Raw genomic sequence first — 22,135 nt, forward strand, 5'->3', positions numbered from 1 at the left:
AAATATGGACAGAGACCCTTACTCTGATTACAATGATTATATAAGAAAAAGAAGAGACGGCTTAAGTGAGAGAAAAGTCGAAAATATGATAAAAAAAGAAATCGCTAAGAACAAACCTAAAATTGGTTGGCTCAAAGCATTAACAATATTTTTATTAATTTATTCTTTGGTTATGAGTTATTTTGTAGTTAAAAATATGACTGGAATTACTGAAACTATTAACAAGAATGGTCAAGTGGAAAGCAGTACTATTTCTATAAAAAATAGTAGCGTTTCAACAGAAAATGCTGTAGCTAAGAAATCTTTGGATTCTGTTGTTGGTATTACAACTGTAGGAGTCCAAGAAAATATGTTTTTCCAAGGCAGAGTTGTTGAAGGCGTTGGTAGTGGTGTTGTTGTTAGCAAAGATGGATACATTTTAACTAACGCACACGTTGTACAAGATGGTAAAGCCGAAAAAATTGACGTTTTACTTACAAATGGCAAGAAATCATCTGCAAAATTATTGTGGTATGATACAACTTTGGACCTTGCAGTAATAAAGACTGACTTAACAGGGTTAAAACCAGTTGAAATGGGAGATAGCGACAAAGTTCAAATAGGAGACAAGGCAATTGCTATCGGTAATCCACTTGGATTGGATTTGCAATCAACATTGACTAGTGGATATATTTCTGGAAAAGATAGAACAATCACTTTACAAAATGGCTTACAAATGGACGGATTGATGCAAACAGACGCAGCTATCAACTCAGGTAACAGTGGTGGTGGACTTTTCGATCAAGAAGGTAAATTAATTGGTATAAATACTGCAAAAGCTTCTGCAGAAGGAATCGGATTTACTATTCCAATCAATGTGGCAAAGTCTATTGTTGATAATATTATTACAGGTGGATCTTTTGATGGAGTTAAGTTGGGAATTAGTGGTGTTGATGTCAAGACTTTCCAACAAGCTACTGGTCAAAAATTATCCATTGACAAGGGAATTTATGTAGTAGAAGTTGTAAAAGGATCTTCTGCACAAAAAGCTGGCGTTACTAGAGGAGATATCATAACGAAAGTAAATGGTAAACAAATCAATACGATGAGTTCTTTGAAGAAGGTATTGCTTGAAGTTAGACCGAAACAAAAAGGCAAAATTACAGTATACAGAGATGGTAGTACAAAAGATTTGGATATTGAATTTAGTACTTTAGAACAAAAATAAGTTATCACGTTTTTTCCTTCCTTAATTTGCGTGAGATTTGAAATATATAAATTTGAAAGCGGTAGTGAGAGCTATCGCTTTTAAATTGTAAAAAACAAGAAAAATGAAAAAAACTATAAATTTCAAATTTTTCTGTTTTGCTATTTACACAATGAATTAATTAGTATAAAATATGGGAAGGTTGAGGAGGATAGAAATTTGAAGCAAATTTATTCTGTAAAAATGATTTTGAAATACAAGACAGATGTGTCGATATATGAAGAAGATATTGTTCTTATAGAAATGGAAAGCATCGATGAATTAAAAGACAAATGCTTGGAATATGTAGATTTGATCCAAGAAGATTTGAACGATCATGAATTTGTAGAATTGCATAAGATTGTGAATTGGAATTTATCTAATGAAAAATTTGATAGCTCTATGAATTTCAAAGAAGTATATTCCGAATTTATAGATGAAGACGAAATTGCATAGTAAAATAGTAGGCTTTTGCTTAAAGACTTAACTATTTTGCTATTTTCGTGTATAATATAGTAGGACATAAAATCTCTTATATATATATTTATTACATAACTGTAAGGAGGTTATTATGTCAAAAAATTTATTAACTATTAAAGACTTATCCGCTAGGGTAGGCGATAAAGAAATATTAAAAAACATAAATTTAAATATAAACTATGGTGAAGTTCACGTTATTATGGGGCCTAATGGTTCTGGTAAGTCAACTTTAGCCAATGTTATTTTGAACAATCCACAATATGAAACTACTTCAGGTGATATTTTACTTGATGGAGAAAGTATTATGGATTTATCAACGGATAAAAGAGCCAAAAAAGGTATTTTTATGTCTTTCCAAAATCCAATGGAAGTTTCAGGCATTAGTGTAGAAAATTTCATCAGAAGTGCAAAGATTGCAAAAACTGATGAAAATATAGGATTCTTAGAATTCAGAGAAGAACTGGAAGATAATATGGATATACTTGAATTTGATCATGGATATTCTTCCAGATATTTGAATGTCGGTTTTTCCGGTGGTGAAAAAAAGAAGAATGAAATTCTACAAATGTTAATGCTACAACCAAAATTAGCAATCCTTGATGAAACAGATTCTGGTCTTGATGTTGATGCGGTTAGAACTGTATCAAAGGGTGTAAGAGAATTCTTAAATGAAAATAATTCTGTTATTGTTATCACTCACCACAAGGAAATCTTAAAAGAAGTTAAACCAGATTTCGTTCATGTAATCATGGATGGTAGTATTGTAAAAGAAGGTTCTAGCGAACTTTTGGATCAAATTGAAGAAAAAGGATTCAATTGGATTAGAGAAGAGGTGAAATAATGGCACCTACAAAGAAGACTCAAGTTGATGAAATGGATAGAGGTATCTATGACATCAAGAATAAATTTACTTTTAGAAAGAAAACCGAAGAGGGTTTGACTCCTGAAATCGTAAGACAAATTTCAAAAGAAAAGAAAGAACCTCAATGGATGCTTGAAAAAAGATTAGAAGCTCTTGAAATTTTCTTTAATTCAGAAGATCCTGAATGGGGTCCTGATTTGAGTGTCGTTGATATGGATAAGGTCACAACATATATTAGACCTGATGCAGACATGTCTAGCGACTGGAATGAAGTTCCGGATGAAATCAGAGATACTTTTGATAAGTTAGGTATTCAAGAAGCTGAAAAAGAAATGATGTTAAGTGGGGTTGGTGCGCAATACGATAGTGAGGTTGTGTATCACAACATTCAACAATCTTTGGTTGACCAAGGAGTTATATATACAGATTTTGATACAGCTCTTAAAGAACATGAAGATATTGTTAAAAAATACTTTGCAAAATCAATCACACCGCGACTTCACAAATACGCTGCACTTCATTATGCGGTATGGTCAGGTGGATCATTTGTTTATGTTCCAAAAGGAGTAGATGTTAAGATTCCACTTCAAAGTTATTTTAGATTGAATGCTCCAGGAGCAGGTCAATTTGAACATACAATGATTATCGTAGAAGATGACAGTTATTGTCACTTCATCGAAGGTTGCTCAGCTCCAAAATACAACGCATTAAATGTACATGCGGGTGCAGTTGAAATATTTGTTGGAGAAAACTCTACTCTTAGATTTTCTACAATTGAAAACTGGTCACGTAATATGTACAATTTGAACTCAAAAAGAGCAATCATTGAAAAAAATGGTAAGGTTGAATGGGTTTCTGGTTCGTTCGGATCAGCAGTATCTATGCTTTATCCTTCAAGTGTCTTGAAGGGAGAAGGCGCAAGTAGTGAGTACACTGGTATTTCATTTGCAGGACGCGATCAAAACTTAGACACAGGCGCTGTTATGATTCACGCAGCTCCACATACTACAAGCTATGTAAACAGTAAGTCAATTTCTAAATCAGGAGGTATTAGTGTTTACAGAGGTTTGGTAGACATAAAAGAAAATGCTTACGATTCAAAATCATCAGTAAGCTGTGAATCGTTAATGTTAGATAACGAAAGTAGATCAGATACAATTCCGGTTGTTAAAATAGCGAATAAACATGTCGATTTAGGACATGAAGCATCTATCGGTAGGATAGATGATCAAGTTATTTTCTATTTGATGACAAGAGGTATTCCAGAAGAAGAAGCAAAATCAATGGTAGTTCGTGGATTTGCTGAACCAATAGCGAAGGAATTACCTATGGAATATGCGGTTGAGATGAATAATTTGATTAATCTTGAATTAGAAGGAAGCATAGGATAGGAGTTGTATATGGAACAAATTAAAGGAAATAGACTGGGATTTAAAACTTTCAAATATTTGAAAGTCAACGATACAGAAATAAATCTTCCAGATATAGATATAAAAGAATACAGAATAGACTCTGATCCAGTAGAAGCATTGGATAACAAAGATTTTGGTGTGTGCCAAGAAGCTTTGGATATGAACGAAAAATCGGGAAATCTATTCAAAAAATATAAAACAGAAGAAAATCAAGTAAAAGATTTCGGAGTTATTGAGTTGGTAACTGATAGAGAATATGATATTTTGTTGGATACTCACAAAATTGTTGCCGAAAAGAACTCAAGTTTACGAATTGTTCTTGATTACAGAGATAATGACGACAACAAGAAATTCAGAAGTTCAGTAATTGAAATCAATGCAAAAGAAAACAGTAATGTTGAATTATTTGTAATTCAAACAGAAAAAAACACAACAGCATTGGAATCAGTTATCTTGAATTTAGATGAAGAAAGTAATGTAATCCTTAGCCAATACGAATTGGGAAGTAAGGACAATTATGTCAATACAAAAGCTAATTTGAATGGGAAGCATTCTTACTTGGATATCAACAGCATTTATTTCACACATGGAGAAAACTCATTGAATATGCTTTATGAAATAAATCATTTCGGAAAAGAATCCAAATCTTCATGTATTGTAAATGGTGCATTAAAAGAATCATCTTACAAAAACTTCAAGTCAACTCTTGATTTCAAAAAAGGTTCCATGGGTTCTACAGGAACAGAAGAAGAATACGCAGTTTTATTATCAGATGATGCAAAAAGCTTGTCAGTTCCTATACTTTTAGCAGGAGAAGACGACGTAATAGGAAATCACGCAGCAAGTGCAGGTAAGATTGATCAAGACATGCTATTTTATATAATGAACCGTGCTATATCTAGAGATGTAGCAGAAAGTATGATAGTTGAATCCAAATTCAGCGAATCTCTAAGTAGATTAGATGACAAAAATTTGGAAGAAAAACTACTTTCATTCATCAGAGAAAAAATGTCAAAGAGGGAATTGGATGTTAGATAAAAAGCAAGTAGAAGATATAAGAAAGGACTTTTTGTATTTGAGTAAAGAATACAAAAATCCGATAGTTTATTTGGACAATGCAGCTACCAGCCAAAAACCGATACAAGTTATAGACAGCGTAAGTGAATTTTACAAATATGAAAACGCAAATCCTCACAGAGGAGCACACACATTAAGCGTTTTATCGACAGATGTTTACGAATCTGGAAGAGAAAAAGTCGCGAAATTCATCAACGCAACAGATTCTTCAGAAATAGTATTCACAAGAAATACTACTGAATCTTTAAATTTACTAGCTTATTCGTATGGATATGAAAATTTAAAAGAAGATGATGAAATTGTCATATCAATAATGGAGCATCACAGTAATTTAGTAACTTGGCAAGAAGTTTGCAAGAAAACAGGCGCCAAACTAAAATATTTGTATGTAGACAAGGGAAATATGCAATTAGATTTTGAAGAATTCAAGAAAACAATCACGAAAAAAACGAAAATTTTCTCGATAACACAAGCATCAAACGTAGTGGGAACTATGCCCGATGTTGAAAAAATGATAAAATACGTTAAATCAGTAAACAAGGATTGCATATGCATCGTGGATAGTGCACAATATATTCCACACAACAAAGTTGACGTACAAAAATTGGGATGTGATTTCCTAGTATTTTCAGGTCACAAAATGCTAAGCATAATGGGAGTCGGAATACTTTATGGAAAGAAAGAATTGTTGAACAACCTAAAACCATTCTTGTACGGTGGAGACATGATTGAATATGTATTTGAAGACAAATCATCGTACTTGGATGCGCCTGGAAGATTTGAGGCCGGAACACAAGATGTAGGAGCAGTAAAATCACTAATCACAGCGATTGATTACATCGAAAAAATAGGAATCGAAAACATTAGAGATTATGAAAAAGCATTGATGGATTATGCTTATGACAAAATCAAACAAAAATCAGATATTATCGATGTATACACAACAAGTGATACTCACAGATCTCCAGTTTTAGATTTTAACTTTAAAGAAGCTCATCCACATGATGTTGCAAGTATTATGGACAGTTACGGAATTGCAATCAGAAGTGGCCACCATTGTGCACAACCGCTTCACAGATATTTGAAGACGAATTTCTCATGCAGAGCAAGCTTTGCATTCTATAATACATTTGAAGAAGTTGACTTTTTCATTGAACATCTTGAAGACGTAAGGAGATTGATGAGAATTGGAACTAGGTAGTTTATATACAGAATTAATATTGGAAAAAAGCAGGGATAAATCAAACAGACGTGAATTGGAACATCCAACTCATTGTGAGTTGGGACACAATCCTAGCTGTGGAGATGAAATCACATTGCAATTGAAAGTACAAGATGACACAATTGAAGACATTGCATACACTGGAATGGGATGTGCTATATCACAAGCATCTACATCTATTATGTGCGATGTAATCAAAGGTAAATCTGTAAATGAAGCAATAGATTTGTGCAACAAATTCATCTCAATGATAAAAGGAGAAATCACTGACAGAAAAGAGCTAAAAGTTCTGAAAGATGCAGTGTGCTTCCAAAGCATATCCACATTACCAGCGAGAGTAAAATGTGCTGTTCTTTCATGGTACACATTAAAAGATATGCTTGAAAATGACAAATCAGAAGGATCATTTATTCCTGATTAATAGACAATAAAATAGATAATAAATTTTCAACTGGTGAAACGTGGGTTTCATCAGTTTTTTTATTGTGAAATAAAATAGCCCCTCAATCTGTATTTCAGATTTTGGGGCTAATATTTAAATTAGTTACCTTGTTTTTTAGTTTTTTCTAAAAAGTCGTATAGTGTATTGGATAAATCCTTACCTTTGATTCTACAAAGTCCACCGTAACTACACGAAATTTCATCAAATTTTGTAACTCTGTCTTGTCTAATTCCAGGACCTGCTATTAAAACTGGAACAGGATCTCCACTGTGTTCCATTCTTTCGCATGGAGTAGAGTGGTCTGCTGTAACGGCTATTATTGTGTTTTCTAAATTAGCTTCTAATAAAAGACCGATAAACTTATCAAAAACCTCAACAGCTTGTGCTTTTTTCTCTGGATTTCCATCGTGACCAAAAAGGTCTGTTGCTTTTAAGTTTACTAGAACAAAGTCATGATCTTTCAATGCATCAATCGCCATTTGAGCCTTTGCATTAACATCTGTATCAATATTTCCAGTCATTGTTGGAGCTGTTAATGCTGTGAAACCAGCCAAACGAGCGACTCCCAAGACTGTTCCTTCGGCAGCAACACATGCACCTTTAATATTTAGCTTTTCAGAAATTTTTTCCAATTTAGGCATTATTCCGGCTCCTCTTGTAAGAATAAAGTTAGCAGGTAAAAGCCCTTTGGATATTCTTTCTTCATTCACAGAATGTTTTGATAAAATTTCATTTGCCTTTAATAAAAATTTGTTCACAATTTCTGCTGTGAAAATTGAGTCAGGTTTACCGTCTTTTGACTGACATTTTTTGTAGTTTACATCAACTCCAGCAACTTTAGGATCGGTGTCAGTAATATTTGCAGAAAGTCCTGGACCTCTTAGAATTAAAACGGCTCTGTGTTCAGTCGCTTCTTTAAAAATAACTTTTATCCCATCAATTTCTATGTTATTTAATGATTGAGCTAACAGATTAGTGTTTTCTCTAATTCTTCCAGCTCTTCTGTCTACAACACACAGATTTTCATTTACAGTTGCAAAGTTTGATCTGAAAGCAACATCTCCTGCTTGCAATTCAATTTCTCTACCAAAGGCTTCAATAGGTCCTCGGCCTGGATAGTCTTCTAATCCATATCCAAACAAAATCATGTGGCCAAGATCTGTTCCAACAGGAATTCCTGCTCCATGAACATCCATTATTCCTGTTGTTCCCACAGATGCTAATTTATCTAAGTTTGGAGTGGAGGCATACTCTAATGGAGTCTTGCCTCCTAAAATTTCACAAGGTCTGTCGCCGACGCCGTCTGCAACAGCTAGTATAACTTTTCTATTCATATATTCTCCTTAATGACATTTAAAATATTATTTGATAATACGTAAAGTATAAAAGTGAAATAACTACTGATCCAATGAAACAAGTTATTAAACCAAGTTTTAGCTCGTCTTTTACATCAAAATATCCAAGACTCAAGTACAAAGCATTGACTTTTGAGTGAGGTGGTAGAGTCAAAGTGTAGGCAATACCGAAAGAGCAAGCCATTGCCAAAGGAACAGGGTCGATATTTAAAGATTGTGCTAAAGTTATGATTGTTGGAATCAATATTGTAGCTCTTACTGTTTTTGTTGTAAATATCAAGTGACTGAAAATAGTTATAAAAATAAGTATTACAGCAACTAGATTAGGGTTTAAAGTGTTAAGACCGATTTTTTCGACAAAGTTTTGAATAATAAAACTTGCTCCGCCAGAATCATTAAATGCGTTACCAATAGCATACGCTCCAGCTGAGAAAATCATTAAGTTCCATTTAATATTTGCTTGCTTCCAATCAATAACACCAACTTTAGGAAGTAAACAAACAAGCATACTTATCACCGCTGTTTGTTCAGTTGAAATACTGAAACCGAATAATTTTTCTTGGTAGTTACCAGTCGCCCAAGAAAGTAGTGTAAGGGCAAATATAATCGCAGTCTTTTTTTCAGCGATAGTCATTGGACCAAGATCTATTAGTTGTTTTTTCAATATTTCCTTAGTTGATTCTCCACCAATATTCAAGTCTTTAATGTGATATAGTTTATAGCCAGCTATAAAAGCTATCAAACCTGTGATTAAAACTTGAGGCAAAGAACCTAAAAGCCAATCCATATAACCTAACTTTGATCCAGTCATTTTGTTTATAAATCCTATAGCTAAAAGTTGACTGGAAGTTGCTGTTATGACCATAGAAGTTGCCAAGTGGTTGTTCATAACTCCTTGCAAAGTTATCAATCTACCAAAATTACTTTCTCCAGGAACTTGCTCATAGACTTCTAATAAAATCATAATAATTGGAATTAGTAACGCAGCCCTGGCACTTGTTGATGGAATGAAAAATGCTAGAATAAAGTTAACTAACATTAGGGAAATTAAAGTTCCCTTTGGAGTCTTGCCAAATTTGGTAAGCATTGACAATGCCAAACGCTTGCCGAGATTTGTTTCGTTAATAGCAGAAGTTAATACAAATGCAGCTACCATTAACCAAATAATATCGTAGCCCAATGCTCCAAATGTGACCTTTTGTTTTTCAACCGCTCCTATCATAGGTAAAAGTAAAATTCCAATAATCGAAGTTTGATAAATTGGAATTGGCTGAGCTACCCACATAATAAGGGCGAATACAAAAACTGCTAGAGATTTTTGTGCCTCTGGAGTCATACCTTTCGGAGTAGGCATCAACATTAGTACAAAAAATAAAATTACAGCAATTATGCCGCCGATTTTTGCACTAGTTGAAGTTTTTTTCTTACTTGCTGATGATTTCGTTTTCATAATTTTACCAACCTTTCTAAATTGTTAGCTTAATTATATTACACGGATAACTATAACACAATTCGATTTTATTCTTAAAACAATAACATTATGTTATAATAGATTTAGAAAAATTTAGAGGTGAACAAATGGATATTAGCAAATTAGAATCTTTTTTAGTTTTAGCAGACTGCAAAAGTTTTACTAAAACAGCAGAACTTAGGTATTTATCTCAGCCGGCAATAAGTAAACACATAGATAGTTTGGAGCAGGAACTCGGCGTATTTTTATTCGATAGAAATGGTAAAACTGTTAGCCTCACAATACAGGGAAGACATTTCATAAAATATGCAGAATCTATAGTTAAAATATATCAAAAATCACAAGAACTAATTAGACAAATTGAAGATCTCAACCAAGGAACACTTTACTTTGGTTCAACAAACTTTATAGGAATTTATCTGATGCCAAAATTTATTAAAGCCTTCCAAGACAAATACCCAAAGATTAATGTAAATATGACAGTTGGCTCCTCAAAAGACCTATTTAAAAAACTCGAAAAAAATGAAATTGAATTTGTATTTTTGTCTCATTATGTAAAAATTGACACAAACAAATATATTTCCAAGCCATTTTTTACAGATGAAATGGTGTTGGTGGTAAGTAGTAAAAACAAACTGGCAGAAAAATCTACATGCAGTCTCTCAGACATAAAAGATCAAGTATTTATTACAAAATCACAAACATCTTCTCTATATAAATTTTTAGAATCTTGCGTTGTTGATGTAAAATTTAAAAAAGAACTTATAATAGATAATCAAGAAGCAATAAAAAAAGCAGTTGTAGAAAATGCAGGAGTTTCTATTATGTCAAAAAAATCAGCTCAACTAGAAGAGGAAGCTGGACTAATAAAGTGCATAAAAATTGTAGATTGCGATTTCAAAAGACAAATAAACCTAGTTTATGATAAAAATTTACACATAACTCCAGCAGGCCAAGCCTTTTTTGATGTCTTGGATACCTTTAATAATCTTGAATTAGGAAAATAAAAAAGAGATAACTCACAACGAGTTATCTCTTAATTTAATTATTGAATTATTAGAAAGCTTTGAATCTTTCTACTTTATCCTTGTCGATTCCATGTTTTTCATTATAAGTCATTTTTGTTGTACTAATCATGAATGGAACGCCATCGATTTTACGAGCTTCTAAGAAGTTTACTACTTTTGAGTAGTCTCCAGAAGTTTTTCCACCCTTTTTCATTATTTTCATAATTGAGTATGGGTGTTCTGGTTCTTTAATTGTGATTAGTGAAGAATTTGGTTTATCGAATGCTTTTTGAACGATATCTTCGAATTCTTCAGTGTCGATACCAGGAATTAAATAGTATTCAGCATCTTCGTCAATGCTTTCTAATCCTTTAACTTGTACTGATTTGAATTGTTTCTTAGCAATTCCCATCATAATAGCTAATAATTGTCTGATTCCTGTTGATCTATGTCCTGAGATAATAATATTTTCGTGGTTTTCAATTGCTTTTTCGATGAATTCTGCTTGTTGTTCATCTAAGAATTCTGAATCCACAAATCTTTGTATCATTGGATGCATAAAAATCCTCCTTATGTTTGATTTAATATCAATAATATTCTATCACATATTCAATAAAATATCATACTATTTTATTAATTCTAATTTTCTAGTTCTATAATATCTTTTAGGCCGTCAGTGTATTTGATGTCGTTGTTTTCAAATACCCAGAATGCTTCCACTCCGTCTAATGAATCCACTAATTTTCTTCCTTCGTCATAATTCATAACGAATACTGTTGTAGATAGGAAATCTGCAAGTCCCGAATCTTTTGTGACGATAGTCACAGATTTGAAATGATTTGCAGGATTTAGTGTATCTGGATCGATTATGTGGTGGTATTTTTTGTTATTGTAAACGTAAAATCTTTGGTAATCACCACTTGTAACCATGGATGTTGAGCCAGGTATTTTCAAAATTGCTACATATTGTTTGTCTGGTTCTTCATTCAAATTAGGGTTTTGGATTGCAACTACCCAGCTGTCTTTTCCTTTTATAATTGGAGTACCAATAGTTCGTACGTTTCCACCTGCTGAAATTATTCCGGATTTTAGTCCACGTTTTTCTAATTCTTGTGCTATTTTTTCTGTGGCAAATCCTTTTGCAGTAGCGCCTAAATCTAGTCTTGAATCCTTATCCTTTAAGAAAACTGTGCTGTTTTTTTCATCCAACACGATATTGTCGATACTTGTGTGAAGATTTTTTTCTTTTAAAACATCTTGTGAAGGTATTTTAATAATTTTCTTTTCGAGAGCGTTGTCTCTGTATTCCTTCCACAAATCAGTTACAGAACCAAATGCAATGTTTGTTTTCTTATGGTATTTGGCATAATCTCCAACTGACAATTTGATTAAATCAAACAAGTCTTTGTCGACTTTTACAGGTTTAACGCCTGCATTATCGTTGATTGTCTTCGCGTTATCTACGCCATCAAAATTTTCGTAAGTGCTGTATAGTTTGTGAAGTCTGTCAAATTCATCATTAATAAATTTTGAATATTGATTGAATTCTTTTTCAGTTTTAGTATACAAACTATATCTTATTACTGTGTCAAATTTGTCATAAAGTGTGGCTTCGTGTTTCTCAAAATCTTTAGAAGAAGATACATCACTTTCTTTTACTTGTGGTGCTGGATCTTTTGCAACTGGTTTGTTTTCAGTTTTATTTTGAGAACAGCCAACTAACATAGTTAATGTTAAAAATACTAATAATAATTTTTTCATATAATCACCACTTTATATTATATCAAATTTTAGAAAAAAGTTGACATCTTTGACTTATTTTAGCATTATATGCTTTTAAATTTCCTATTTTATAGTATAATGGTAATGACAATTTTTTAGGAGATGAATAATGAAGAAAGCTATTATACTTTCTGCCGGAGAAGGCACTAGAATGAAATCTCACAACTCAAAAGTTTTGCATAAACTTTTGAACAAGCCTATGATTGATTATGTCATGGATGCTTGTGATTTTGTGGATCAAAAGATAGTTGTCGGCGGAAATAATTACGATATTTTAAGAGAAAACTTAGATGAAAGTATTCATCTAGTAAAACAAAATATAGGAGAAAATTATCCATATGGAACGGGATATGCCGTTAAATTGTGTTTGGATGAAATAAATGACGACGATAAAGTTATTATTTTAACAGGAGATACTCCACTAATAAAGCAAGAGACGTTGAAGAAGTTTTTTGATTATCATGAACAACAAAATTCTGTTGCAACAGTTCTTACAAGTGAAATCGACGATCCATTTGGATATGGAAGAATTGTAAAAGACGAAAATGGCAATTTGCTTAAAATCGTTGAGCAAAAAGATTGCAATGATCAACAACTTTTAATAAAAGAATTCAACAGTGGAATGATGATAGTAAATGGCGATGTGTTGAAGATGTCAATCGAAAAAATCGACACAAATAATTCAAAAGGTGAAATGTATTTGACTGATATTTTCGAAATCATTAGAAAAGATGGCAAAATCATCAAAACTTTCAAACATTCTGATGTAAACGAAACTTACGGCATCAATACAAAAGCTCAATTGTATTTTTGCGAAGAAATTTTAAAACAAAGAGTTAATGAAAAGTTCATGGAAGATGGTGTTGTTATTTCTAATTCAGATTCTGTAATCATTGAACCGTCTGTAAAAATCGGAAGGGACACTGTGATTATTGGACCTTCAAGAATTTACGGAAGTACTGAAATAGGCTCTGATTGTTTGATTAAGGGAGATTGTGAAATCGTGGATTCCAAAATCGATGACAATGTGGTTATTAAATCATCATACATTGAAAATTCTGTTGTAGGAAAGAACACAGACATCGGACCTTTCGCTCATTTGAGACCAAACAGCGTTTTAAAAGAAAATGTTCATATTGGAAACTTTGTTGAAATCAAAAACTCAACTGTTGGAAACAAAACAAAGGCAGGTCATTTGGCTTATGTTGGAGACAGCGATTTGAAGGAAAATATCAACATCGGTTGCGGAGTGATTTTTGTGAATTACGACGGCAAAAACAAACACAGATCTGTTGTTGAAGACAATGTGTTTGTAGGTTCAAATTCAAATGTGATTGCTCCTGTAACTTTGAAAAAAGACAGCTTCATTGCTTGTGGAACTACAATTACTGAAGATGTTGAAGAAGGTGCACTTTCAATTGGAAGAAGTCGCCAAGAAAATAAAAAAGATTGGGTTTATAAGAAAAAAAGATAGAAATGGAATGATTATATGTATTTAATCGCAGGACTGGGTAATCCAGGAAGTAAATACGAATACACTAGACACAATGCCGGATTTATGGTTATAGATGATTTGGCAAAAAAATTGAATATTAAGGTGAACAAATTAAAGTTCAAATCTTTGATTGGAGAGGGATTCATTGGAGACGAAAAGGTGATTTTGATGAAACCATCAACTTACATGAATGATTCAGGGAAAGCTATTTTAGATTGTTTTAATTATTATAATTTATCAGCAGAAAATCTTATTGTCATTTGTGATGACATTGATATTCCTTTCGGAACTATTAGGATAAAAAAGAAGGGCTCCGCTGGAACTCACAATGGTTTAAAATCAATAATTTATCTTATTGAATCTCAAGATTTTGCAAGAATAAAAGTTTCTGTTGGTCAAAATGACAAATATGATTTGAAAGATTTTGTGTTGTCACAATTTAGCAAGAAGGAATTCGAAGTTTTGGAAAAAGAAATTGACATGTCAAGTGATGCTGCTATCAAAATAGTAGAAGAAAATGTCGATTATGCTATGAATAACTTCAACGGGAAAAGCGTGATATGAATTTTTTAACGAAAATTTATGAAGATAACACAGAATTTCAAGGTTATTTGGATTCTTTGTCAGCCAATAACTCGTCGATTTACATTCACGGTGTTATTAAGGAAGCTTTTGCAAGTTTCGTGTATGCGACATCAAAAAACATCAACAAACCTCTTGTAGTAGTCGTAGAAGATAATATGAGAGCGAGAAATCTGACAGAATATCTGAATGATATTGAAGAAAATATCTGTGAATTTTTCCCGAGCAGAGAACTTAACTTTTACAATGCAAAATCACTTGATGATAATGCAGAAGATCAAAGAGTTAATGTGTTATTCAAATTGTTGAACAACGAAAAATTTATTATTGTTACAACATTTGATGCTTTAACGAAGAAAATCACGAAAAAATCAGTAGCAAAAAAATACGCCTTTACAATTAAAGACACTGATTTGATAAATTTAGAAGAACTTCAAGAAAAATTGAGGGCGTTGAAATACGAAAGAGTAGACACTATTGAATCCAAGGGACAATTTGCTATTAGAGGTGGAATTGTAGATATTTTCCCTGTACACAGCAGATTTCCTGTAAGAATTGAATTATTCGATGATGAAATAGATTCGATGAGATTTTTCGAAGTATCAACTCAAAGATCGATTGAAGATTGTAAATTCGTAGATATTATTAGCTGCAGCGAACTTATTATTGAAGATTCAAAGAAAGAATCCATTATCAATTCTATTCAGAAAAATTTGGACAAAAGAGTCGATCATCCGATTTTTGGAGAAAATGTAGATAATGTCAAGGACAAATTTGAAAAGCTGATGGAATATATCAGAAGCGATTTGGAATATGAAATCGACTTGGTATCGTGTTTTTTAACTAAAAAAGATTATGATACTGTGTTTGATTATTTTGCAGATGACACTATCATGATGATAGAAGATTTGTCCAGATGCTATGATATTTACAAGGAAAAGGAAAAGAGATTTTTGGAAGATTTCGTGTATTTGGTTGAAAAAGGAGAAGTTTTATCCAAGCACGAACAATCGCTTATTCCAATTTCCGATATTTTGAAATTTATAAAAGCAAAAACATCGGTAAATATTACAAGTTTGGTCAAAAGAACTAGACTTATCGAATCGAATGCGATGTATCAGCTTAAGACATTGGAGGCGCCAAACTTTAATAAAAATATCGACAGTTTGGTTGAAAATATCAAATCCAACAGTTTGAGAGGATTTAAACAAATCGTATTTGCTGCAAATGTCGAACGCAAAAACATGCTCAAGGATTTGTTCTTAACCAACGGTATTCCAACTCTTGAAGCTGAGGATTACAATGCGAACATTAAATCTTCGCAGGTTTTGATTACTCAGAAAAATTTGCCAAATGGTTTTGAAATAAAAGATCCTAAGTATTTGATAATTACTTACAAGGAAATTTTCGGGAGAGAAAAACAACTAAGAAAACGCAAGAAGAAAAAAAGCACTGGTCAGGACATTGTCAATTATTCTGATTTGAACATCGATGATTATGTGGTTCATGAAAATCACGGGATTGGTCAGTACAAGGGAATCGAAAAAATCGATGTAAATGGAATTCAAAAAGATTACATTGTAATTCAATATAAAGCTAATGATAGGCTGATGATTCCAACCGATCAAATGAATTTAGTCCAAAAATACATCGGGGGAGGCAATGTCAAAAAGCCTTCGTTAAATAAACTAAGTGGAAATGATTGGGCAAAGGCGAAACAAAAAGCCAAGAAATCAGTCGACGAAATGGCGGATGATTTGGTTGAATTGTATTCCAAAAGAGCCAAATTAAAAGGGTATCAGTTCTCACAAGATACCGAATGGCAAAGAGAATTTGAAGATTCTTTCCCTTATGAAGAAACAGATTCACAAGTACGATCCATTGAAGAAATCAAAGCCGATATGGAATCGGATAGGCCAATGGACAGGTTATTGTGTGGGGATGTTGGCTATGGGAAAACAGAAGTTGCTATCAGAGCTTGTTTTAAAGCGATAATGGATGGGAAACAAGTTGCGTTTTTAGTTCCGACGACGATTCTTGCGCAGCAGCATTTCAATACAATCAAAGAACGATTCAGAGATTATCCGATAAGAGTTGAAATGATGAGTAGATTCGTTTCTCCTGCACGTCAAAAACAAATAATGAAAGATGTGCAAAGAGGTCTTGTAGATTTATTGGTTGGAACTCATAGGATTTTGTCGAAAAATTTGAAGTTCAAAGATTTGGGATTATTAGTAATCGACGAAGAGCAAAGATTTGGTGTGAGACACAAAGAAAAATTAAAATCTATGAGAGAAAACGTAGATGTGCTAACACTTTCAGCGACTCCAATTCCTAGAACTTTACAAATGGGATTGACTGGAATAAGAGATATGAGTTTATTAGAAGAACCGCCAGAAGACAGAACTCCTATATCAACTTATGTTACAGAGTACAATCCAAGCTTGATAAGAGATGCAATAATCAGAGAACTTGACCGCGGCGGACAGATTTATTTTGTGTATAATAGAATAGAAGATATCGATCAGATGGAATTCAAATTAAAAGAATTAGTTCCGGAATTAAACATAGCGATAGCACATGGTAGAATGAACGAAAAAGAGCTAGAAAATGTAATGCTCGACTTTCAAGATGGAATTTACGATTTGCTATTGTGCACAACTATTATAGAAACAGGTCTTGATATACAAAATGTCAACACAATGATAATTTATAATGCAGATAAGATGGGTTTGTCGCAATTGTATCAATTAAAGGGACGTATTGGTCGATCTGATAGAACTTCGTTTGCTTATTTCACATACGAAGGACAAAAATCATTAACTGAAATTTCCGAAAAAAGACTTATGGCTATAAAAGATTTTACGGAATTTGGTTCTGGGTTTAAAATAGCAATGAGAGATTTGGAACTTAGAGGAGCTGGAAATCTTTTGGGAGAAAGCCAACACGGTCACATCGCAAAAATCGGTTATGATTTGTATGTGAAGCTTTTGGAACAAGCTGTCAGAGAAGCTAAGGGTGAGACTATTTCTGAAAATAAAAATACTGTTATTATAGAAATCAAAGTCAACGGATACATTCCAGAAGATTATATTTCTGAGAATGAAACAAAGATTGATATCTACAAAAAAATCGCATCTATTCAAGATGAAGATGATTATTCTGAAATAATTGATGAATTAATCGACAGGTTTGGAGATGTTCCTAAGCCTATCGTTAATATAATGGATGTATCTATAATAAAAGCGTTTTGTGCGAGATTATCCATTGAAAGTATAAAAGAAATAAAGGGAGAACTTTTCTTGCAATTTTCTTCTCCTGACAAAATTTCATTAGAAAAATTAAAATACTTGACAGAAAATTACAAAAAAGAAATGAGATTTGATTTGTCAGAAAAACCAAAAATTATTTTGGGATTTGAAGACAAAAATTTGAGAGATCCTATCGAAGTATTATCGATACTTTTGAAGGATAATGAGAAATAATTGGAGGAAAAATGAAGAAATTTTTAGCAATTGTATTAGCTATGATGATGGTAATGGTAACAGCATGTTCTAACAAACCTAATGGAGCAGTAGCTAAGATTGGAAAAGAATACATCTATCAAAAAGATGTAGACAAAGTTATGGAAGATTACAAACAATATTATGGACAAGATATTTTCAATCCTAACACTGAACAAGGCAAGGAAGCTTTGAAGCAAATCAAACCTAAAATCATTGATATGCTAATTAACGAAAAAATCGCAAACAAATTGATGAAAGATAAAAAAATCGAAGTGTCTGACAAGGAAGTTCAAGCAGAGGTTGATAAGCTTCAAAAACAATTAGGTGGAGCAGACAAATTCAAAGAACAACTTAAGAAAGAAAACATGACAGAACAAGCTTTGAAAGAACAAATTGAAAAGCAATTGAAGAACAAGAAACTTTCTCAACAATTTGAAAAAGACTTCAAACCATCTGACAAAGAAATCAAAGACGAATTTGACAAAAACATAGACACTTATACTCAATATAACGCAGATCACATTCTTTTCTCAGGAAAGGATGCTAAGGGTAAAAATTTAGATGCTTCCAAGCTTAAAGCAAAATCAGAATTAGCTGACAAGACTTACGAAGAAGTAAAGAACGGCAAGAACTTCAATGAAGTTGCAAAAGCAAAATCAGAAGATCCATCAGCTAAGCAAAATTCTGGTAAATTAGGTGATTTCTTATCATCTACTATGGTAAAAGAATTTTCTGATGCATTAAAGAAAATGAAACCAGGTGAAGTTTCCAAACCAGTTAAAACAGAATTTGGATATCACATCATTAAACTTAACAGTAAAGTTACTGAATTAGATAAGATGACTGATGCAAATAAACAAAACATTAAGACAGCAATTTCTAACAAAATTATCCAAGAAAAAGTTCAAAAAGAATTTGAAAAACAAAAAAAGGATTTGGGAGTAAAAATTTACTAATTTTTAATAAAAAAGGCTATTTTTTCAGTCAAAACACTTGAAATAAAAAAAATATTACTGTATACTGTATTTAAAATAGGTTTTAACTATTTTGAAAATTTAAGGAGGAAAAGATGAATAAATCTGAATTATTATCAAGCATAGCTAAAAAAAGTGAGCTATCAAAAGTAGAAAGCGAAAGAGCTTTAAACGCATTCATTAAAACTGTTGAAGAAACATTAGCAAAAGGTGAAAAAGTACAATTAGTAGGATTTGGTACATTTGAATCAAGAGAAAGAAAAGCTCGTGAAGGAAGAAACCCAAGAAATCCTGAAGAAAAAATTCAAATTCCTGCATCAAATGCGCCTGTATTTAAAGCTGGTAAATCTTTAAAAGAAGCAGTTAACCAAAAAAAGAGTAAATAGTTTATAAATCAGGCCAATCGGCCTGATTTTTTATTTATTAAATTTTTAATTATCAAAGAAAGATTGATTATGATTTACGATTTTTATATTAACAAAGATATTAAGGATAGATTTAGAATTTTATCGGATGATAAGTTGATTTATTCTGGATATAAAGAAGGAAACAGCACTTCGTTTTTCGATGCATTTATTGGTTCCAGTTTTGATAAGGGATCGAATTTTGTGTTTTACGATGAAAATGAAGATGTTGTGATGAAGGTTGAGCGTATTTTTTATGAAAACAACAAAAAATACGTAATTAATTCCAAAAATTTAAACTTTACATTAGAATCTGACATGTCTAACACTATTAAATACGACAACGACAAGATGATTGATATTTCTGATTTTAAAAATATTAATGTGCTAGATTTTGGAAACATAGAATTAAACAAGAAAGGTTTCAGCATTTATGAAAAATTTACTTTGGACGAAAAGAATCATGACTACACATTCGTTGTTATTGCTGTAGCTTTGTTTATATGGGATGTATATATTAAAGAAAGATTAGGATTTATAAAATAATGAGTAAAACGGATTTTTTTGTAAAAAATTTTGGTAATAGAAATGAAGCCAAGAAGAAAATCATCTCAATTTTGTTAGCTAATTTATTGGCGGCTGTTGCGATTGACTTTTTCTTCAGTCAAAAGAACTTCTTGAGTGGTGGTTCTACTGGTATTGGATTGTTGGTTCAATATATGACAGGAATTCCTACAGGAGTTACGGTGTTTTTGCTTAATATTCCAATTATGATTATTGGATACAAATACTTAACTAGACAATTTGTAAACTATGCAGCTATTTCTACGATTGTGTTATCAGTGTATTTGACATTGTTTCACTATCTTCCAAATCCATTTATATTGAAGGATGATATGCTTGTCGCTGTAGTCGGTGGAGCGATAAATGGTACTTCGATGGGTACGCTTTTCAGGTTTGGTACATGCAGTGGTGGCTTGGATATCATAGCTGCAATTATGAAAAACGAAAAAGATATTTCTATAGGAAATGTACTTATGACTTGTAATGCAGTAATCATCGCGATAGGTAGTGCTTTGTATGGTATTGACAAGGGATTTTACACTATAATCTCTATGTTTGTAGCTTACAGAGTTTTGGATAAAATCGAATTAGGAATTGGGGAAACAAAACAAGTTTTCGTTATAACTTCTAAGAACGAAGAAGTTGCCTCAATTATTATGGAAGATATGAACCGTGGTGTTACTTTCTTGCATGGTGAAGGTGCTTTTTTGAATAACGAACAAGAAGTTATTTTCTGCGTATTAAAAAGAGCACAAGTTGCGTATTTGAAGAAGAAATTGAAAAAGATTGATCCTCGTGCATTTATTACAGTAAATGATGCTTACGAAGTATTGGGTAAAGGATTCGAAAGAGAAGAATATTAAGGAGTGGTATTATCAAAAACTTATTAATAGCACAATCAGGTGGACCAACTTGTGCCATCAATGCAACATTGGCTGGTTGTTACAAGAAAGCAATTGAATTGGGATTTGACAATGTGTACGGAGCTTTATACGGAGTACAAGGATTATTGGATTCCAAAATCATAGACTTGAAGTCGCAAATCAAAACAGATAAAGATTTGAACAGATTAAAAATCACTCCTGCAAGTGCATTGGGTTCTTGCAGATACAAAGTAGATAGCGAAGAGAAACTTGCCAAAATCGTAGAAATTTTGAAATCATTTAATATTAATTATTTTATCTACATTGGTGGCAATGATTCAATGGACACTGTGTATCAATTATCCAAATACATCGAAAAAATTGGAGAAGATATTAATGTAATGGGATCTCCAAAAACAATTGACAATGATTTGTTTGGAACAGATCACACTCCAGGGTTTGGTTCTGCAGCAAAATTTGTGGCGAATTCTGTTTATGAAATAGCAAAGGATGTCGAAATCTACGACTATAGAACGATAACTATTGTAGAAATTATGGGACGATACGCTGGATGGTTAACAGCAGCAGGAGCAATCTCCAAGAAACTTTGCAATCTTGGAGCAGATCTTGTGTATATAAGTGAAGATACATTTGAATTTGATAACCTAGTCAAGGAAATCAATGAAAACTTCAAAAGGACAGATAATATTTTGATTTTAGTAAGTGAAGGTATTAAAGATTCTTCAAATAACTTCATATCCAAAACATCTGGCAAGAAAGACAAGTTCGGCCATGCACAATTGCAAGGACCATCGCACATAATCAGAGATAAATTAAAAGAAATTTACGATATGCCAATTAGAAGTATTGAACTCAACATACTTCAACGATGTGATATGTCATTTGCATCCAAGACTGATATCGAAGAATCATTCGAAGTTGGAGAATTTTCTGTTGAGTGTGTAGAAAATCATTCAGGTAAAATGGTTGGAATCAAAAGAATTTCCAACAAACCTTACAAGACAGAATTTGAACTTGTTGATATAGAAAAAGTTGCCAACAAAACAAAAATGATAGTTCCAAAATACACAGACAGCCATTTCCAAATCGACGACGAATTTATGGACTACATTCTTCCTTTAATCGAAGGAGAAATCGAAGTAGAATACAAAAATGGAATAGCACAATACTTTGCATTCGACAAAGAAGATATTGTGAAATTGTAAAATCAAGAGCAGAGTTCGTAATAATTCTGCTCTTTTTTAAAAATTTGTAAAAAACACTTTACAAAACAATATTATTGTGCTATCATAGAAAGGTAGTCGTGGTTCATTAGCTCAGATGGTAGAGCACCTGACTTTTAATCAGGGTGTCCCGGGTTCGAGTCCCGGATGAGCCACCAATAGCCGAGC

At 32.5% G+C, this 22,135-nt stretch carries 20 protein-coding genes and 1 tRNA gene; 17 read left to right on the forward strand and 4 right to left on the reverse strand.

The genetic code is table 11. The features are described from left to right. Positions 1 to 4 precede the first annotated feature (4 nt). The 7 genes from FMG_RS02465 to sufU all read left to right on the forward strand — a co-directional run bounded on the left by FMG_RS02465 (position 5) and on the right by sufU (position 6,699). Complete coding sequence (locus tag FMG_RS02465; protein ID WP_012290423.1) at positions 5 to 1,207, forward strand: S1C family serine protease; 1,203 nt, start codon at positions 5 to 7, stop codon at positions 1,205 to 1,207. A 198-nt stretch (positions 1,208 to 1,405) separates the two neighbouring features. Continuing rightward, positions 1,406 to 1,681 carry a hypothetical protein gene (locus FMG_RS02470; RefSeq protein ID WP_002838556.1) on the forward strand — a complete coding sequence of 92 codons (276 nt, stop codon included), beginning with the start codon at positions 1,406 to 1,408 and terminating at the stop codon, positions 1,679 to 1,681. Between the two features lie 115 nt (positions 1,682 to 1,796). After that, positions 1,797 to 2,546, forward strand: coding sequence for a Fe-S cluster assembly ATPase SufC (sufC, locus tag FMG_RS02475; RefSeq protein ID WP_002838564.1), 750 nt, complete (start codon positions 1,797 to 1,799; stop codon positions 2,544 to 2,546). Further along, the gene (gene sufB / locus FMG_RS02480; protein WP_002838586.1) at positions 2,546 to 3,958 is read left to right on the forward strand and encodes a Fe-S cluster assembly protein SufB; all 1,413 of its coding nucleotides are present in this window, start codon (positions 2,546 to 2,548) and stop codon (positions 3,956 to 3,958) included. The genes sufC and sufB overlap by 1 nt, the downstream gene beginning before the upstream one ends. Before the next feature lie 9 nt (positions 3,959 to 3,967). Continuing rightward, positions 3,968 to 5,017 carry a SufB/SufD family protein gene (locus tag FMG_RS02485; protein WP_012290424.1) on the forward strand — a complete coding sequence of 350 codons (1,050 nt, stop codon included), beginning with the start codon at positions 3,968 to 3,970 and terminating at the stop codon, positions 5,015 to 5,017. Continuing rightward, positions 5,007 to 6,257 carry a SufS family cysteine desulfurase gene (locus FMG_RS02490; RefSeq protein WP_012290425.1) on the forward strand — a complete coding sequence of 417 codons (1,251 nt, stop codon included), beginning with the start codon at positions 5,007 to 5,009 and terminating at the stop codon, positions 6,255 to 6,257. Before FMG_RS02485 ends, FMG_RS02490 begins: the two co-directional genes overlap by 11 nt. Then, on the forward strand, positions 6,244 to 6,699 hold the full coding sequence (gene sufU, locus FMG_RS02495; RefSeq protein WP_012290426.1) for a Fe-S cluster assembly sulfur transfer protein SufU: 456 nt from the start codon (positions 6,244 to 6,246) through the stop codon (positions 6,697 to 6,699). The genes FMG_RS02490 and sufU overlap by 14 nt, the downstream gene beginning before the upstream one ends. 119 nt (positions 6,700 to 6,818) lie before the next feature. On the opposite strand, the gene FMG_RS02500 is transcribed toward sufU, so the two are convergent. Beyond that, the gene (locus tag FMG_RS02500; RefSeq protein ID WP_012290427.1) at positions 6,819 to 8,054 is read right to left on the reverse strand and encodes a 2,3-bisphosphoglycerate-independent phosphoglycerate mutase; all 1,236 of its coding nucleotides are present in this window, start codon (positions 8,052 to 8,054) and stop codon (positions 6,819 to 6,821) included. Positions 8,055 to 8,073: 19 nt separating this feature from the next. Further along, entirely contained in the window at positions 8,074 to 9,525 is a 1,452-nt protein-coding gene (locus FMG_RS02505; protein WP_012290428.1) for a DASS family sodium-coupled anion symporter, read from the reverse strand. A gap of 128 nt (positions 9,526 to 9,653) precedes the next feature. Here FMG_RS02505 and FMG_RS02510 point away from each other — a divergent pair, with 128 nt between their 5' ends. After that, positions 9,654 to 10,553 carry a LysR family transcriptional regulator gene (locus tag FMG_RS02510; protein WP_012290429.1) on the forward strand — a complete coding sequence of 300 codons (900 nt, stop codon included), beginning with the start codon at positions 9,654 to 9,656 and terminating at the stop codon, positions 10,551 to 10,553. Between the two features lie 49 nt (positions 10,554 to 10,602). On the opposite strand, the gene FMG_RS02515 is transcribed toward FMG_RS02510, so the two are convergent. After that, on the reverse strand, positions 10,603 to 11,112 hold the full coding sequence (locus tag FMG_RS02515) for a hypothetical protein (RefSeq protein ID WP_002838567.1): 510 nt from the start codon (positions 11,110 to 11,112) through the stop codon (positions 10,603 to 10,605). 80 nt (positions 11,113 to 11,192) lie between these two features. Beyond that, positions 11,193 to 12,314 carry an FAD:protein FMN transferase gene (locus FMG_RS02520; RefSeq protein WP_012290430.1) on the reverse strand — a complete coding sequence of 374 codons (1,122 nt, stop codon included), beginning with the start codon at positions 12,312 to 12,314 and terminating at the stop codon, positions 11,193 to 11,195. A gap of 130 nt (positions 12,315 to 12,444) precedes the next feature. On the opposite strand from FMG_RS02520, the gene glmU reads away from it, so the two are divergent. The 9 genes from glmU (at position 12,445) to FMG_RS02565 (ending at position 22,125) form a co-directional block, all read left to right on the forward strand. Continuing rightward, positions 12,445 to 13,809: a bifunctional UDP-N-acetylglucosamine diphosphorylase/glucosamine-1-phosphate N-acetyltransferase GlmU gene (gene glmU / locus FMG_RS02525; protein ID WP_012290431.1), complete on the forward strand. Its 1,365-nt coding sequence runs from the start codon at positions 12,445 to 12,447 to the stop codon at positions 13,807 to 13,809. A gap of 15 nt (positions 13,810 to 13,824) precedes the next feature. After that, a complete protein-coding gene (gene pth / locus FMG_RS02530; protein ID WP_012290432.1) occupies positions 13,825 to 14,394 on the forward strand; it encodes an aminoacyl-tRNA hydrolase in 570 nt (189 codons plus the stop codon). Further along, positions 14,391 to 17,897, forward strand: a complete 3,507-nt coding sequence (mfd, locus tag FMG_RS02535; protein ID WP_012290433.1) for a transcription-repair coupling factor — start codon at positions 14,391 to 14,393, stop codon at positions 17,895 to 17,897. Before pth ends, mfd begins: the two co-directional genes overlap by 4 nt. Before the next feature lie 11 nt (positions 17,898 to 17,908). Continuing rightward, positions 17,909 to 18,874, forward strand: coding sequence for a peptidylprolyl isomerase (locus FMG_RS02540; protein ID WP_002838566.1), 966 nt, complete (start codon positions 17,909 to 17,911; stop codon positions 18,872 to 18,874). Between the two features lie 113 nt (positions 18,875 to 18,987). Next, complete coding sequence (locus FMG_RS02545; RefSeq protein ID WP_002838549.1) at positions 18,988 to 19,278, forward strand: HU family DNA-binding protein; 291 nt, start codon at positions 18,988 to 18,990, stop codon at positions 19,276 to 19,278. 69 nt (positions 19,279 to 19,347) lie between these two features. Next, positions 19,348 to 19,842 (forward strand): hypothetical protein, encoded by a 495-nt coding sequence (locus FMG_RS02550; protein WP_012290434.1) that lies wholly within the window; start codon positions 19,348 to 19,350, stop codon positions 19,840 to 19,842. Beyond that, positions 19,842 to 20,723, forward strand: a complete 882-nt coding sequence (locus FMG_RS02555; RefSeq protein WP_012290435.1) for a YitT family protein — start codon at positions 19,842 to 19,844, stop codon at positions 20,721 to 20,723. Before FMG_RS02550 ends, FMG_RS02555 begins: the two co-directional genes overlap by 1 nt. Before the next feature lie 26 nt (positions 20,724 to 20,749). Then, on the forward strand, positions 20,750 to 21,949 hold the full coding sequence (locus FMG_RS02560; protein WP_080503390.1) for a diphosphate--fructose-6-phosphate 1-phosphotransferase: 1,200 nt from the start codon (positions 20,750 to 20,752) through the stop codon (positions 21,947 to 21,949). A gap of 100 nt (positions 21,950 to 22,049) precedes the next feature. After that, a tRNA-Lys gene (locus FMG_RS02565) sits at positions 22,050 to 22,125 on the forward strand. Positions 22,126 to 22,135 lie beyond the last annotated feature (10 nt).

The sequence above is a fragment of the Finegoldia magna ATCC 29328 genome, assembly GCF_000010185.1.
Lineage (GTDB): Bacteria > Bacillota > Clostridia > Tissierellales > Peptoniphilaceae > Finegoldia > Finegoldia magna_H.